Genomic DNA, 14,984 nt, shown 5'->3' with positions numbered 1-14,984 from the left:
GTATTCGTTTTATCAACTTGTTAGTTCTAAATCTTTTAAAGCACTTTCTTTAGTGCTGCGATCTTTGATGATTTCATCGGTTAGAATACGACCATCGCGCATATAAATCATACGTTTAGCGAACTGTGCAATTTCGGGTTCGTGAGTAATCATTACTATGGTTTTTCCTTTATTGTTTAATCGTACAAATAGATCAGCTATGTCTATACTGGCTTTACTGTCTAAATTTCCTGTAGCTTCATCGGATAAGATAAGCGTTGGGTCGTTGACCAAGGCTCTTGCAATAGCTACACGTTGTTGTTGTCCGCCCGAAAGCTCATTAGTTTTATGATAAATACGATCTTGTAGTCCTACTTGCCCTAAGGCTTTTATTGCTATTTCTTTTGAGTTTGAAAACCTACCTGTTCTATCATAGACAAGTGGCAACTCCACATTTTCTAATGCGGTTGTTCGCGACAATAAATTATAACTTTGAAAAATAAAGCCTATTTTTTGATTTCGGATATCTGCCAACTGGTTTTTGTCCAATTTATTAACGTGTACATTATCTAAGTAATATTCGCCAGAAGTTGGTTGGTCTAGACAACCCAAAATATTTAGAAAAGTAGATTTTCCTGAACCAGAGGCTCCCATAAGGGCTACAAATTCTCCTTCCTCAATAATCAAATCAACATCTGTAAGCGCATGTACTTCTATATCACCATTTCTAAACACACGGCTTACTTTTTTGGTTTCTATAACTTTTTTTGTAGGCATCTCATTTTAATTTTTTGATTTAATGCCATTGATGACTTTCATACTTTCTGCTAATTCTGAGCCATCAAGAAATCTTTTAATTTCAGATTGTAAACCTGTCTTGACACCTATTTCAATAAATTTAAAATCTAATTTTCCGCTTTCATTTTTAAAAAAGAAACCATCTATATTAGAAGGCAGGTTTTTCTTAAAACTAACTGGTGTATAAGTTTCCTCATTGTTAATAGCAGTATTGAATTTTTGTTTTAGTGAATCGGGCAACATGTTATTAGCTTTTTCTTCCAAAACAGGCTTAATTTCTTTCAACATTGCTTCATTAGGTCTAAAACGTAATGCCGAATTATTAATAAGCAATACATTTTTGGCTGTATCTGTAATGAACTCAAGATTGGCAGTCATTCCAGGTAACAGCAATTCTTTCTTATTATCAACATCCACAACAACTTGGTAATTAACTACATTATTTATTTCAATGGGCTGCAACCGGATTTGACTTACAGTACCATAAAACTCTTTTTCAGGATAGGTCTGTACTTTAAAACGTACTTGCATACCGTCTTTTATATAGCCAATATCGCTTTCGTCCACATCAGCAAGAATTTGCATTTTAGATAAATCTTCGGCTATGATAAACATAGTAGGTGTAGCAAAAGAAGCTGCCACGGTTTGTCCCTCTTCAACACTTCGTTCTGTAATGGTTCCGCTTATTGGCGATGTAATGTGTGCAAAGCCAATATTGACTTTTGTGTTTTGTACAGCTGCTAGAGCTGCTTTTTTTGCACTCTCAATTTGATTATAGGTGTATTTGGAATTGAGATATTCTTGCTCTGAAATCACGCCTTTTTCAAACAAAATAGTGTTTCTGTCGTATGTGTCTTTTGCCTGATTTAATTGTGCCTGACTTACTGCTAAATTGGCTTGCGCACTGCTTAAGCTGGCATTAAGTAATTTGAGATCCATTTCTGCCAAAAGCTGTCCAGCTTTTACGTTATCATTATAATCGACATAAATTTTTTTAATAGTTCCTGAAATTTGGGTACCAACTTCAACGGTGTTTATAGCTTCAACAGTGCCTGTACTGGATATATCTGCCTCAATGTTTCCTTTTTCAATAATGGTATAAGTATAATCTAACTTTTTGCTATTTAGTTTTGGTTTTATGATGAAATAACCAATTAGTGCTATTGCTATTAAAGCAATTATAATTCGTGTAGATTTTTTCATTTTGTTATAAAGTGTGCTTAACGTATCAAAATTATAATGAAGTATTTAAAGTGCCAATGATATCGGTCAGTAATAAAACAGTGTGAATATGACCCAGGTCATTTATCACTAGGTATTTGACGTTTAAATTTGTCTATAAACATTACGAACAATAAAAAAAGATGAAAACAATTCTTTGTGCAACAGACTATTCTAAAAATTCTGAAGCTGCGTTAAAATATGCCCATTCATTAAGCTTAGAAATTGGTACGACCTTAAAAGTGGTTCATGTATTTGATTATCCTACGCTATTAGATAATTTGAGTTTAAAAGCAGAAGATGCCTTTCCAGATATTGAAGGTGATGCTTATAAAAAACACCATTCAAAACTTAAAAAATTTTGTACCAGAATCTTGAAAGCAGATTTGGATGACTTAAATATTGATATTGAAGCTATTGAAAACAAATCAGTAGTGCATGGCATTATTTCTAGCGTTAAGGAAGCACATGTATTTCTATTGGTAACAGGAATGAAAGGAGGTAGTGCATTAAGAGAATTATTAATGGGAAATACCACTAGGCATCTTATTGATACATCACCTTGTCCAGTATTGGCGATCCCAGAAGATGCAAGCTATAATCAAATAAAAACCATAGTATATGCCACGGATTTTGAAGATGAAGATATTGAAGCTATTAAGAAACTCGTTAAAATAGCCAAACCTCTTAATGCAGAAATTAAAGCATTACATATACATACGCAAAATGAAGACGCTTTTAAGATAAAGGAGAAAGGTTTCAAAAAAATGCTTGAAGAACAGGTTGAATATAATAAATTAAGCGTTGAAGTTCTACTTTCCGTAGCTACTTTTGATTCACTTAAAATCTATTTAGGTGATATAGATGCTGATTTAGTAGCCATGTTAGAAAGAAAAGAAAAAGGCATTAAGAAAAAATGGTTTCATAGAGATTTTGTAAAACGCATGGAAATTTATGGAAGGGTTCCTTTATTAAGTTTTAACGAATTAATTTTAGAGAAATTTAATAACATGTATTATGAGCAGAAGAATATTTAAAATAGTCATTGCAATTTCAATACTTATAGGCATTTATCTATATACTATTCGAGAAACACATACCAATAGTTTCTTAATTATTTCATCAAGTATTACTTTTCTAATATTAAGTTTCGGGATACATGGCTTAATTGCACATTCGTTACGTCCTAAATCCAAGGGTGATCTCATTGCCTATCCACTTTTAATGTGGATGCTTTGGGCTGTATTATTTTTACTGTTTGTGTTTTTTGTTATTCCAATTTTTTGTCCAGATTTTTTATTGAATTAAGTTTTGATAATAAGCTCATAAAAACTGTTTAATAAGCATATTTATAAAACACTTTGGCTTGTTTCATTTTTTATGGATATCTAAATAATAATGAAAGCTTTTTTTTGTAAACCTTTTTCAAACTGATTAAGGTCATTGGCAACACATTATTAATCAAGTAATTTCATAGTTCTAATAAAAGACTTATTATGAAACATTTAGTTTATCTTTTAGTAATTGTAATTATATATAGTTGCTCATCAGTAAAAATGGCAGATAGTTGGCGTAGTAGCCATTATAACTATTACAAACCTCAAAAAGTAATGATAATTGGTATTACCGAAAACCTCACAGCTCGTAAAAAATTTGAAGAACAGTTAAAAATTGAACTTCAGAATAGAGGTGTTGAAGCCGTAGAAAGTTATGATGTGTTCGAGCCCACTTTTACTAGTTTAAAACAGACGGAAGAAGATATCCAGAAAGAAATGAAACGCATAAAAAATGACGGTTTTGATTCGGTTTTAATTTCTGCTGTAAAAGGTATTGATGAAAAAACCAATTACTCTGGTGATACATATTTTAGAGATTATTATTGGAGACCCTGGGGGCGCTATTACTATTTGTACCAAGACGTTTATTTTATAGAAGGCTATTATAACCAATACAACGTCTATAATATCGAAGCTACATTATATGACCTCAAAATTGATGATGACAAATCATTAGTTTGGGTGGCTTCTTATAATATTGTAGACCCTGAAAGTATAAATACTACTGTTCAGGACTATGTGAGCGCCATTGTAAAATCTTTAGAATCAGAAGGTTTTATTGCTTCAAAGTAATATACTATTCCAATTAAATTTTATAATAAACTATAGGCTTTGTCGATATTGTGAAATTGAAATTATTTCATAAAAAAGGGATGTTTTTTTTAGATTATAACTTTAAATTTATTAGTCGGAACTGAACTCGAACCAGTGTCCTTAAGGTTATGAGCCTTATACAAAAACAAATTATTTCTGAATAGTTTTTATAGATACCATATTTACATGAATCAAGTCAAAAAGTTGTGGAGTATCTAAAAAAGGAAGATCTTTGAATGAAAAAATTCAATGTCATCAGATTCACTATTAGCCATAGCTAATTTATTACTTCCAGAAATACTTGTCAGGTATTTTGATTTAACCAAGCACGAAGTTAAAGGATAAGCACTACATTTTTATTTTACAGAACTAAACATGATTCCCGAAGAGTTTAATGGAACAAAACTCCATTCTAAAGGCTTCTTTCCCGAGGCAACAGTTCAAGACTTCCCTATACGAGGTAAAAATGTTTACCTCCATATAAAACGCCGCAGGTGGCTAGATAAAGCAACAAATGAAGTTGTCCAGAGAGATTGGAATTTAGTATCACAGGGAACGCGGATGACCACCGGATTCGCTGCTTTTTTAAAAGATATTAGTCAACACTAGGGCTTCCGACTGCCATACCATAGGGTTTTTCTATGGTGTTAACGGCAAGAAACTACAGCGGCAGTACAAAGATTACCTGAGCGATTTTAAATCATGGGATCAAAAAGAGCATGCACAGGATTGGCTGTTGTTTGCCGAAAACATAGGAAGCCATCTGTCGCTTGACGAAACCGCTTTTTGCAACGGCGAACTATATACTATTGTCACCAATAAAGGTGCTAAAGGAAAGAAAGGTGCGATAGTGGCCATGATTAAAGGGACCAAAGCTGAAACGGTTATAAAAATACTCCATAAAATTCCTGTAAAGCGAAGAAATAACGTTGAAGAAGTGACTCTGGACATGGCAGGAAACATGGGGCTTATTGTTAAAAAATCATTCCCAAACGCCTCCTTGGTCATAGACCGTTTTCACGTTCAGAAATTAGCTTTGGACGCCTTGCAGGAAATAAGAATCAAACACAGATGGGAAGCCATCGATTTTGAAAATAATGCCATAGAAAATGCTAGAAGTAAAAATCTAAAACACATACCAGAAATATTACCCAACGGAGATACACTAAAACAATTACTGGCAAGAAGTAGGTACCTGCTCTATAAACCAAGCAACAAATGGACTGAAAACCAATCTAAAAGAGCAGAAATACTCTTTAACCACTATCCTGATATAGAAAAAGCATATAAATTATGCCAAAACCTATCTTGGATATTTAACAATACAGATGATAAAACTTCAGCTCTGGTGCGATTGGCCAAATGGGATAAAAAAGTAAGGCAAGCAGCCTTTAAAAGTTTTAATACCATTGCTAGAACAATGTCTGTACACTATAAAAATATACTTAACTACTTCGATAACAGAAGTACAAATGCTTCTGCGGAATCTTTCAATGCTAAGATTAAAGCTTTTAGAGCGCAGTTCAGGGGAGTCAGGAACGTGAATTTTTTCCTGTATAGATTAACTACAATTTTTGCTTAATCCTGAAATCCCACAACTTTTTGACTTGATCCATCATATTTCCGTTATGATAAGCAATCAATTCTTTTAAGGTTTTGCTGGTATCGTCTTCTCCTAAATATCTGGACTTTATAGCATCGGCAGATACTATCTTGTCTTCTTCTAACAGTTCTTTGTGACATTGGAGCAGCTTATTATAAACACCATCCAAATAGGCGTTTAAAACTTTTATCCTTTCTGATTGCCCCCTACCTCTATTTTTGGTACTGTCCCACTGGTTTTGATCAATACTTCGTTTTAAACTTATTTCTGAGCGTTTGCCGTTTACAGTAATACGAACATAAATAGAAATTTGATTGGGGGTGCTTCTTGATTTTCTTGTAAAGAAAATAACTGTGAATGTACTTCTTGTTTTCATTTTAAATGACTTTTTGTTAAACATTAATTTGTATAGACGAAAGTCAAATCATGTCTCAAAAGCTCTTTAAAGTTACTAAAATTCTGGTGAATGATTGCACACCTAATTGCACACCTTTTTTACGGTTTTAGTTACCTTTATTTGATAGCAAATAAAATGTGTAAAAACAAAAAAACACTGATAATCATAAGATTAACAGTGTTTTGATTTAACCTATTACTAGGTTCGTCGGGGTGGCAGGATTCGAACCTGCGACCTCCGCGTCCCAAACGCGGCGCGATAACCGGGCTACGCTACACCCCGATTTGGTTATCAATTGTATTACAATTATTTGCGGAGAGACGGGGATTCGAACCCCGGGTACCCTTTTGGGGTACGACGATTTAGCAAACCGTTCCTTTCGGCCACTCAGGCACCTCTCCAATTGTTTTAATATGAACATCGCACTTATATTTAAATGCGGATGCAAATGTAGCTTTTCATCTTAAAGCATACAAGTATTTTTTTTGATTTTATTCTGGGTATTCAATTCGTAAATGATAAATATTTGCAAGCTTGTGTTTTAGCACTTTTTTTATTGATTGAATTTCTTTAAAAGTAATATTCGCATTTAAAAATTGCCCTTCTTCTATTTGTTTATTTATAATGTTTTCAACAAAAGCTTCAATTTTAGTAGATGTGGGTTCTTTTAAACTTTTTGATGCTGCTTCAATACTATCACACATCATTAAAATAGCGGTTTCTTTACTAAATGGCTTTGGTCCTGGGTAACTAAAATCTAATTTATCTACTTCATTTTCAGGAAAATCCTTTTTCTCTTGCATATAAAAATAATAGACTACACTCGTTCCGTGGTGGGTTCTAATAAAATCTATAACACGATCTGGTAAATTATTTTTTCTTGCAATTTCGATACCATTAATAACATGATCTGTAATTATTCTTGCGCTTTCTTTTGAAGATAACTCATCATGCGGATTGATACCTGTAGATTGATTTTCGGTATAATATGTAGGATTCTTCATTTTACCAATATCATGGTACAAAGCACCCACCCTAACCAACATAGCATTTGCTCCTATTTCATTTGCGGAAGCTTCGGCTAAATTCGCCACGTTTAAAGAATGATGAAAGGTTCCTGGTGCCTTATTGGATAACTCTTTAAGCAACTTGGTATTGGTATCTGACAACTCTAAAAGTGAAACATCAGAAACTAATCCAAAAAGCTTTTCATAAGCATATATTAAAGGCTGAACAAACAAGGTAGCTAATCCACATAAAATAAACCAGATAAACGTTTCCCATTTAAATGTTTCTACACTGCCTTCATGAATTACAAAAAATGCAAAATAGGCAATAATATAAATGAGCGTTATCTGCCCAACAGAAATAAACAAATTAGCACGTTTATATAACTCTGAAACTGTTAGAATAGTTACTATACCAGCTATTATTTGCAAAAACATATACTCATAACTATTAGGCACTATAAAGCCTAATAAAAGTACCGTAAGAACATGTGCAAACAGACCTAGACGTGCATCAAAAAACGCCTTAAAAACTAGAGGCAATATACAAATTGGAACAATATATATGTATTTAGCATCATAATTCACTACAAGTGTTGTAATGAATATCATTAATGAAATATTAAAAAATATAAAAGTGACTTTTGTGTTATTCTCAAAAACCTCTGACCTATACTTTCTTAAAAACAAGAGCAACATTAACAATGCTAATGCAACCAACAAGGTATATGCAAATAATACCCAATTATAATTTGCATCATTCCAAACTTGAGATTCGTATTCAGACTGCAAAGATTTTAGCGCTTGATACTTATCTCCTTCAACAACCTCACCTTTAGATACTATTAAGGTTTCTTTAGCGATACTTCCTCTGGTAAAAGAAATTCTACTTAGTTCATCTTGTATGGCTTTATCTGTAAGTGTTTTATTAAATACTATATTTGGCTCAATCAAATCAAAACAAAGCGCTACAAAGTCTGTTTTAAAATTTGATAGATTATTTTTAGCTAATACACTTTCTATAATGGCTGTAATTTCGTCTTGCTTAACTAAGTCTGAATAAAAACCATCGTATTTTCTTTCCCTTCCATCAAGAATTACAATAGATCTATCTTTAGAAAAATCGTGGACTTCACTTAAAATACCATATTTGTATAATTCTGAAACAATACGTTCTCCTGTTTTGAATAATTTATTTGAGACACTATTTGGTAAACTATCAGAAAATATAGCTTTAAACTGTTCTTTAAACGCATCGTTAACTTTTGGTTGTATAGAATTATCTATATCAAAATACAATATTGCATTATTGATAATGCTCTTTTTTTCTGATGCTATTTCTTCATCTGTTTTTTTAATAGCAAAATCAAAAGGTGCTTGTAAACTTTCAGATTGCCATGGTTTACCTTTTTCAAAATTATATTTAAACTTTCCACTTTTTGGAAATAAATAAACAATTAAGAAGGTTGTACATATAAATAATAACGCCTTATATATTAAGGAATGGTTTTTATATAATTTATTTATGAAGTCTTTCATGTGTTAATATTCATTCCTTTTTACTTGTCACATGTAACACCCATATAATCATTTCGTTAAATATTAAATTTTAGTTATGGATGTTTCATCTAGGTATCAAATGTAATAAATTTATAAGCTTTTACCATTTTTTTATAAACATCTAATCTTTTAAATTTCTACTAAAAAATCATTATTTTCGCAATGAACAAATCTTATTTTTTTCTATTGTACCGAAAAGTTTATTTTTTCGCACTGTAATGACATGTTTTTTTTCAATAGAACATAAGTTGTATCAAAAAAAAAGCAAAACTATATTGCAAAAAGTAACTTATTTAAAAATGAGGTAAGTTCAATAACTAAACTAAAACGTTATATTGATGAATAGAGAAGTCGTTATTGTTTCCGCAGCAAGAACTCCAATTGGAAGTTTTCTAGGAACGCTATCAACAATTCCTGCTCCTAAGCTAGGTGCTATTGCAATAAAAGGTGCTTTAGATAAAATAAATTTAAAACCTGAGTTAGTTGAAGAAGTATTAATGGGTAATGTAGTGCAAGCTGGCACAGGACAGGCTCCAGCAAGACAAGCTGCTATTTATGCTGACATACCAAATACGGTGCCTTGCACAACAATAAATAAAGTTTGCGCTTCGGGTATGAAAACCGTTATGCAAGCAGCTCAATCCATCGCTTTAGGCGATACTAATATTGTTGTTGCGGGAGGTATGGAAAACATGAGCCTTATACCACACTATCTATATGCCAGAAATGCAACGAAATTTGGACCAACGACATTAGTTGATGGCATGCAGAAAGATGGTTTAGTTGATGCTTATGATCAAAACGCTATGGGTGTATGTGCCGATGCCTGCGCAACTAAATATGAATTTTCTAGAGAAGAGCAAGATAATTATGCGATTCAATCTTATGAACGATCAGCTGCAGCTTGGAAAACTGGTAAATTTAACAATGAGGTCGTTTCTGTTGAAGTACCTCAGCGTCGTGGAGAACCTATAATGGTGGATAAAGATGAGGAATTCACCAATGTTAGAATGGATAAAATTCCGCAATTACGCCCTGCGTTCACTAAGGACGGTACAGTAACTGCTGCAAATGCTTCAACGATAAATGATGGTGCAGGTGCGATGGTTTTAATGAGTAAAGAAAAGGCTGAAGAACTAGGTTTAAAACCCCTGGCAACGATAAAAAGTTATGCAGATGCTGCACATGAACCTGAATGGTTTACAACGGCTCCTGCTAAAGCCTTACCAAAGGCAATTGATAAAGCTGGAATTAAGATACAAGATGTAGACTTTTTTGAATTTAATGAAGCTTTTGCTGTTGTAGGTTTAGCGAATATGAAAATTTTAGGTCTTACTGATAAAAACGTTAATGTTAATGGCGGTGCGGTTTCTCTTGGTCATCCCCTTGGATGCTCTGGCGTTAGAATTTTGATTACTTTATTAAGCATTTTGGAACAAAATGACGCTAAAATTGGTGCTGCCGCAATTTGCAATGGCGGTGGAGGAGCATCAGCAATGATTATAGAACGTAACTAAAAGTATTTAATGCAATACGGTATATGTAATTTAAGCATTGTTCCGCTTCGAGATGAACCTGCAGACACTAGTGAATTAGTTTCACAAGTGATATATGGTGACTTTTTTAAAATTTTAGAACAACGCAAGCAATGGATTAGAATTAGATTAGCTTTTGATAAATACGAAGGCTGGATAGATAACAAACAATATGTTGAAATATCTGAAGACCAATATAAATCCCTCAATAAAGAAACACCAAAATTATCTACAGACTTGGTAGAGTTTATTGAAGATAACAACAAACAAATATTCCCAATTACTATTGGGTCTAGCTTAAACGGTCTTTCTCTTTTAAACCATAAATATGACGGTAATTATATTGCTGACAAAAATGATAAATCCAATATTGTTCGAACGGCATTTACTTATTTAAGTTCACCATATTTGTGGGGAGGAAAAACACCATTTGGGATTGATTGCTCTGGTTTTACACAAATGGTTTACAAATTAAATGGCTACAAATTATTACGCGATGCGTCACAACAAGCTACGCAAGGAGAGGCCTTAAGTTTTATTGAAGAAAGCGAACCTGGTGATTTAGCTTTTTTTGATAATAATGAAGGTGCTATTATTCATGTAGGCATCATCATGAAAGACAACTATATTATTCATGCTCATGGTAAAGTTAGAATAGATCGTTTAGACCATTCTGGAATTTATAATGTGGATAAAAACATACACACACATAAACTGCGTGTTATTAAAAAAGTGATATAAAAAATGCCGCTAATTAGCGGCATTTTTTATATCACTTTTAATAATATCTAGTTTCCACCAGCAGCCTCAAGAGCATCGACTGTTGCTTTAATTTCTTTTTGTTTTTCTGATTCACCTAAAATGCTATATATATTCATTAATGTTTTTGCAGCACTCAAGTTTTTCGTATCTATTTCTAAGGCCTTAGATAAAAATGGAATAGCTTCCTTATATAAATTTTGTCGTTCTTCTCTTAATTCATCATAACGCATATCGTCAGCTTTAGAAGTTCCTAAACCATTCATTTCCTCAATAAGTGGCTGCTCTCTTCCTAGTACAAGTGCCGATATATTTATATATGCATTAACATAATTAGGATCTAACTCAATAGCTTTTTCATAATGGGCTTTTGCCTCTACTGGTTGACCTGACTCTGCTGCAATAACTCCCAAATTATATTGTAACTCAGGATTAGTAGGATCCATTTCTGTCGCTTTTTGCAAAAGGCTTTTAAACTCCTCTGTATTACCCATTTTATAATGAACGTTAGCCTCAGAAAGAATTAAATTAATATCATCTGGACTTTCTGCTCTTGCTTCCTGCATGGCAGCTATAGCCTTTTCATTATCTCCTTTACTAACATAAATTAATGCTACATTTTTAACTATTTCTGGTTTTTTAGAATCTGTTAAACGTTCTCCTGGTTTTATGTGACTTTTACCTTTTACATATAAATCACGAGTGTTTTTGTCTAAAACCTCTTCTTTTCCTGTTTCTACATTTGTTGCAAAATACTGTTTTACAATACCTGTATATCCTAAATTCTTAAGCTCTTCGTATAATACTAAAGCTCTATCATATTCCTTTACATTCACAGCAGTAGCTGCAGCATAATAAAGAAATAAAGTATCTCTTTCAGTAACTCTGTATGACTTTTCAAAATACTTAGAAGCATTAGAGTAATCATTTTTTTCGTAAGCAGCATTTCCTTTAGTTAACAATCCGTTAGAAATGGTTTGCTTTAAAGCGGTAATTTCAGAACCATAGTTACTTTCAGCTTTAGCAAAGCTTTCTAATATTGTTGAAATATCAGCATCAGAACCTTTTCCGTTTGCATACAAGGCTTGCGCCTTTAAATAATAAAATTTTGCTTTAGATTTTTCGTCCATGACAGATAGGAGTCCTTCTGCTTGATTAATACCTGCTTTAGCTTCTGCAAAATTGTTGCTTTTAATAGCTTTCTCAACTGTTTTCAATTCCTTCTTCTGTGCAAATGAAAATGCACTTATTGAAAAGGCTAAAGCTATGATTAATTGTTTTTTCATTTTAAATAATATTAAGTTTAAGATTCAGTGTTATTTTCGTTTATATCATTATCAAGAGTTGTGCCATCTTCTGTCACATCAGTGTTTTCAATACTTTCAGAAATTATTACATTTCCATCTTCATCCAATTCTACTTTATCTTCATCATGCATCACTTTTGCAACAGCAGCTATTGAATCGTTTCCTTTAAGATTAATTAACTTAACACCTTGAGTGGCTCTTCCCATAACTCTTAAATCCTTAACAGCCATTCTAATAGCTATGCCAGATTTATTGATAATCATTAAATCATCATCATCTGTTACATTCTTTATAGATACTAAGTTACCCGTTTTTTCTGTAATAGATATTGTTTTTACACCTTTACCACCACGATTGGTAATTCTATAATCTTCTAAGCTAGAACGTTTACCATAACCGTTCTCAGAAACTACAAGCACATTGCTTTCCATATCATCAACAGCTATCATACCAATAACTTCATCGGTTTTTTCATCTTGTAAACGAATCCCTCTTACACCAGAAGCACCTCGTCCCATTGGTCGCGTTTTAGCCTCTTCAAAACGGATGGCTTTTCCAGATTTTAATGCTAACATTACTTGGCTTTCACCAGTTGTAAGTTTAGCCTCTAATAATACATCATCGTCTTTAATTGTAATTGCATTAATTCCGTTTGTTCTCGGTCTTGAATACTGTTCTAATGATGTTTTCTTAACCTGACCTTTTTTGGTAGCCATAATCACATAATGACTATTTATGTAATCTTCATCTTTTAAATCTTGAGTACAGATAAAAGCCATGACTTTGTCGTCTTGCTCAATATTTATAAGGTTTTGAATAGCTCTACCTTTTGAGGTTTTACTCCCTTCTGGTATTTCATAAACACGCATCCAGAAACATTTTCCTTTTTGAGTAAAGAATAACATATACTGGTGGTTTGTTCCAACAAATAAATTTTCTAAGAAATCTTCATTTCGCGTTGTTGATGCTTTTTGACCAACCCCTCCTCTATGTTGTGTTTTGTATTCCGTTAAAGAGGTACGCTTAATATAACCCGCATGAGAAATTGTAATCACCACTTTTTCATTAGGAATCATATCTTCAATACTCAAATCACCTCCAGCATATTCAATAACTGAACGACGTTCATCTCCATATTTTTCTTTAACAACTTCCAACTCCTCTTTAATGATGTCCATACGACGCTCTTTCTTATCTAAGATGTCTTTAAGGTCGATAATGGTTTTCATTATTTCCTCATACTCTGCACGCAACTTATCTTGCTCTAAACCAGTAAGCTGACGCAATCGCATCTCTACAATAGCTTTAGCTTGTATTTCAGATAGCTTAAAACGTTCAATTAAATTAGCACGCGCTTCATCTGCATTGGATGAGGCTCTGATGATTTTTATTACTTCATCTATATTATCTGAGGCAATAATTAATCCTTCTAATATATGAGCGCGTTCTTCTGCTTTGCGCAATTCATAAGTAGTTCGTCTTACAACAACTTCATGTCTATGTTCAACAAAATAATGAATCAACTCTTTTAAGTTTAACATCTGCGGACGTCCATTAACTAACGCAATATTATTTACACTAAATGAGGACTGTAGAGCCGTATACTTAAATAATTTATTTAATACAATATTTGGAATAGCATCGCGCTTTAAAACGTAAACAATACGCATTCCATTTCTATCTGATTCATCACGAATAAGCGAAATACCTTCTAGTTTTTTATCGTTAACCAAGTCAGCAGTTTTCTTAATCATATCTGCTTTATTCACTTGATAAGGAATCTCATCAACAATAATACATTCACGACCATTAACCTCTTCAATATTAGTTTTGGCACGCATAACTATACGTCCACGCCCTGTATGAAAAGCTTCTTTAACCCCATCGTAACCATAAATAGTTCCACCTGTTGGAAAATCTGGCGCTTTAATGTGCGTAATTAATTCGTCAATTTCAATATCATTATTTTCTATATAAGCAATAGTTCCGTTTACCACCTCTGTTAAATTGTGAGGAGGCATATTCGTTGCCATGCCTACGGCAATGCCTGATGCACCATTAACTAAAAGCCCAGGAATACGCGTTGGTAAAACCGTTGGCTCTTGCAACGTGTCATCAAAATTTAATTTATGGTCTACAGTTTCTTTATCAATATCTGCCAACATGTCTTCAGATATTTTACGCATACGTGCTTCTGTATATCGCATTGCAGCAGGACTATCACCGTCAATAGAACCAAAGTTACCTTGCCCATCTACAAGCATATAACGCAAGCTCCACTCTTGAGCCATACGCACCATAGCGTCATAAACCGATGTATCACCATGTGGGTGATACTTACCTAAAACCTCTCCAACTATTCTTGCGGATTTTTTGTGTGCTGTATTTGCTCTAACACCCAGCTCATGCATACCATAAAGCACACGTCTGTGAACTGGTTTTAAGCCATCTCTTACATCTGGTAAAGCACGTGACACAATGACCGACATTGAATAGTCAATGTAAGCTGATTTCATCTCATCCTCAATATTAATAGGAATGACTTTTTCTCCTTCTGCCATAAATAATTTAATTTAGTTTTATGTAATTTTCAAAACATGCTAATATAAGAATTTCAGCAGTCATAGTAAGACTATCAGTGTTCATTTTTCATGTAATTTATTAACAA

At 33.1% G+C, this 14,984-nt stretch carries 12 protein-coding genes and 2 tRNA genes; 6 read left to right on the top strand and 8 right to left on the bottom strand.

Annotation, left to right across the window (positions count from 1 at the left end; all coding sequences use genetic code 11):
• Window positions 1-12: 12 nt before the first annotated feature.
• Window positions 13-756, bottom strand: a complete 744-nt coding sequence (locus P8K68_RS07590; protein ID WP_300249109.1) for an ABC transporter ATP-binding protein — start codon at window positions 754-756, stop codon at window positions 13-15.
• Window positions 757-762: 6 nt separating this feature from the next.
• Entirely contained in the window at window positions 763-1,980 is a 1,218-nt protein-coding gene (locus P8K68_RS07585; RefSeq protein ID WP_300249107.1) for an efflux RND transporter periplasmic adaptor subunit, read from the bottom strand.
• Between the two features lie 161 nt (window positions 1,981-2,141).
• Between P8K68_RS07585 and P8K68_RS07580 the strand changes: the two genes are divergently transcribed.
• The 4 genes from P8K68_RS07580 (at window position 2,142) to P8K68_RS07560 (ending at window position 5,730) form a co-directional block, all read left to right on the top strand.
• On the top strand, window positions 2,142-3,035 hold the full coding sequence (locus P8K68_RS07580) for a universal stress protein (protein ID WP_300249105.1): 894 nt from the start codon (window positions 2,142-2,144) through the stop codon (window positions 3,033-3,035).
• On the top strand, window positions 3,016-3,306 hold the full coding sequence (locus tag P8K68_RS07575; protein WP_300249103.1) for a hypothetical protein: 291 nt from the start codon (window positions 3,016-3,018) through the stop codon (window positions 3,304-3,306). Before P8K68_RS07580 ends, P8K68_RS07575 begins: the two co-directional genes overlap by 20 nt.
• Window positions 3,307-3,494: 188 nt before the next feature.
• Window positions 3,495-4,127: a hypothetical protein gene (locus P8K68_RS07570; protein WP_300249101.1), complete on the top strand. Its 633-nt coding sequence runs from the start codon at window positions 3,495-3,497 to the stop codon at window positions 4,125-4,127.
• 649 nt (window positions 4,128-4,776) lie between these two features.
• The gene (locus tag P8K68_RS07560; protein WP_300249249.1) at window positions 4,777-5,730 is read left to right on the top strand and encodes a transposase; all 954 of its coding nucleotides are present in this window, start codon (window positions 4,777-4,779) and stop codon (window positions 5,728-5,730) included.
• Here P8K68_RS07560 and P8K68_RS07555 read toward each other — a convergent pair.
• The 4 genes from P8K68_RS07555 to P8K68_RS07540 all read right to left on the bottom strand — a co-directional run bounded on the left by P8K68_RS07555 (window position 5,714) and on the right by P8K68_RS07540 (window position 8,694).
• Window positions 5,714-6,127, bottom strand: coding sequence for an Arm DNA-binding domain-containing protein (locus P8K68_RS07555; RefSeq protein ID WP_300249099.1), 414 nt, complete (start codon window positions 6,125-6,127; stop codon window positions 5,714-5,716). The two genes, P8K68_RS07560 and P8K68_RS07555, sit on opposite strands and share 17 nt — an antisense overlap.
• Before the next feature lie 228 nt (window positions 6,128-6,355).
• Window positions 6,356-6,430: transfer RNA gene (locus P8K68_RS07550), tRNA-Pro, on the bottom strand.
• A 31-nt stretch (window positions 6,431-6,461) separates the two neighbouring features.
• Window positions 6,462-6,549, bottom strand: a tRNA-Ser gene (locus tag P8K68_RS07545).
• Between the two features lie 90 nt (window positions 6,550-6,639).
• Window positions 6,640-8,694 carry an HDIG domain-containing metalloprotein gene (locus P8K68_RS07540; protein WP_300249097.1) on the bottom strand — a complete coding sequence of 685 codons (2,055 nt, stop codon included), beginning with the start codon at window positions 8,692-8,694 and terminating at the stop codon, window positions 6,640-6,642.
• A 359-nt stretch (window positions 8,695-9,053) separates the two neighbouring features.
• Here P8K68_RS07540 and P8K68_RS07535 point away from each other — a divergent pair, with 359 nt between their 5' ends.
• Entirely contained in the window at window positions 9,054-10,232 is a 1,179-nt protein-coding gene (locus tag P8K68_RS07535) for an acetyl-CoA C-acyltransferase (RefSeq protein WP_300249096.1), read from the top strand.
• Between the two features lie 9 nt (window positions 10,233-10,241).
• Window positions 10,242-10,991, top strand: a complete 750-nt coding sequence (locus P8K68_RS07530) for a C40 family peptidase (RefSeq protein WP_300249094.1) — start codon at window positions 10,242-10,244, stop codon at window positions 10,989-10,991.
• Window positions 10,992-11,038: 47 nt separating this feature from the next.
• Here P8K68_RS07530 and P8K68_RS07525 read toward each other — a convergent pair whose 3' ends face one another.
• Both P8K68_RS07525 and gyrA read right to left on the bottom strand, forming a co-directional pair.
• A complete protein-coding gene (locus P8K68_RS07525) occupies window positions 11,039-12,295 on the bottom strand; it encodes a tetratricopeptide repeat protein (protein ID WP_300249092.1) in 1,257 nt (418 codons plus the stop codon).
• Window positions 12,296-12,312: 17 nt separating this feature from the next.
• Window positions 12,313-14,877 carry a DNA gyrase subunit A gene (gyrA, locus tag P8K68_RS07520; RefSeq protein ID WP_300249091.1) on the bottom strand — a complete coding sequence of 855 codons (2,565 nt, stop codon included), beginning with the start codon at window positions 14,875-14,877 and terminating at the stop codon, window positions 12,313-12,315.
• Between the last annotated feature and the right edge of the window lie 107 nt (window positions 14,878-14,984).

Origin of the sequence: Algibacter sp. (assembly GCF_029245835.1) — a bacterium.
Classification (GTDB): domain Bacteria; phylum Bacteroidota; class Bacteroidia; order Flavobacteriales; family Flavobacteriaceae; genus Algibacter_B.
Note: the sequence above shows the minus strand (reverse complement) of the source record. Positions and strands in the feature narration are given on the sequence as shown.

What these genes read in the sequence shown, in the direction of transcription:
- P8K68_RS07590 (WP_300249109.1), bottom strand. Translation starts at nt 756, where the DNA reads ATGCCTACAAAAAAAGTTATAGAAACCAAAAAAGTAAGCCGTGTGTTT.
- P8K68_RS07585 (WP_300249107.1), bottom strand. Translation starts at nt 1,980, where the DNA reads ATGAAAAAATCTACACGAATTATAATTGCTTTAATAGCAATAGCACTA.
- P8K68_RS07580 (WP_300249105.1), top strand. Translation starts at nt 2,142, where the DNA reads ATGAAAACAATTCTTTGTGCAACAGACTATTCTAAAAATTCTGAAGCT.
- P8K68_RS07575 (WP_300249103.1), top strand. Translation starts at nt 3,016, where the DNA reads ATGAGCAGAAGAATATTTAAAATAGTCATTGCAATTTCAATACTTATA.
- P8K68_RS07570 (WP_300249101.1), top strand. Translation starts at nt 3,495, where the DNA reads ATGAAACATTTAGTTTATCTTTTAGTAATTGTAATTATATATAGTTGC.
- P8K68_RS07555 (WP_300249099.1), bottom strand. Translation starts at nt 6,127, where the DNA reads ATGAAAACAAGAAGTACATTCACAGTTATTTTCTTTACAAGAAAATCA.
- P8K68_RS07540 (WP_300249097.1), bottom strand. Translation starts at nt 8,694, where the DNA reads ATGAAAGACTTCATAAATAAATTATATAAAAACCATTCCTTAATATAT.
- P8K68_RS07535 (WP_300249096.1), top strand. Translation starts at nt 9,054, where the DNA reads ATGAATAGAGAAGTCGTTATTGTTTCCGCAGCAAGAACTCCAATTGGA.
- P8K68_RS07530 (WP_300249094.1), top strand. Translation starts at nt 10,242, where the DNA reads ATGCAATACGGTATATGTAATTTAAGCATTGTTCCGCTTCGAGATGAA.
- P8K68_RS07525 (WP_300249092.1), bottom strand. Translation starts at nt 12,295, where the DNA reads ATGAAAAAACAATTAATCATAGCTTTAGCCTTTTCAATAAGTGCATTT.
- gyrA (WP_300249091.1), bottom strand. Translation starts at nt 14,877, where the DNA reads ATGGCAGAAGGAGAAAAAGTCATTCCTATTAATATTGAGGATGAGATG.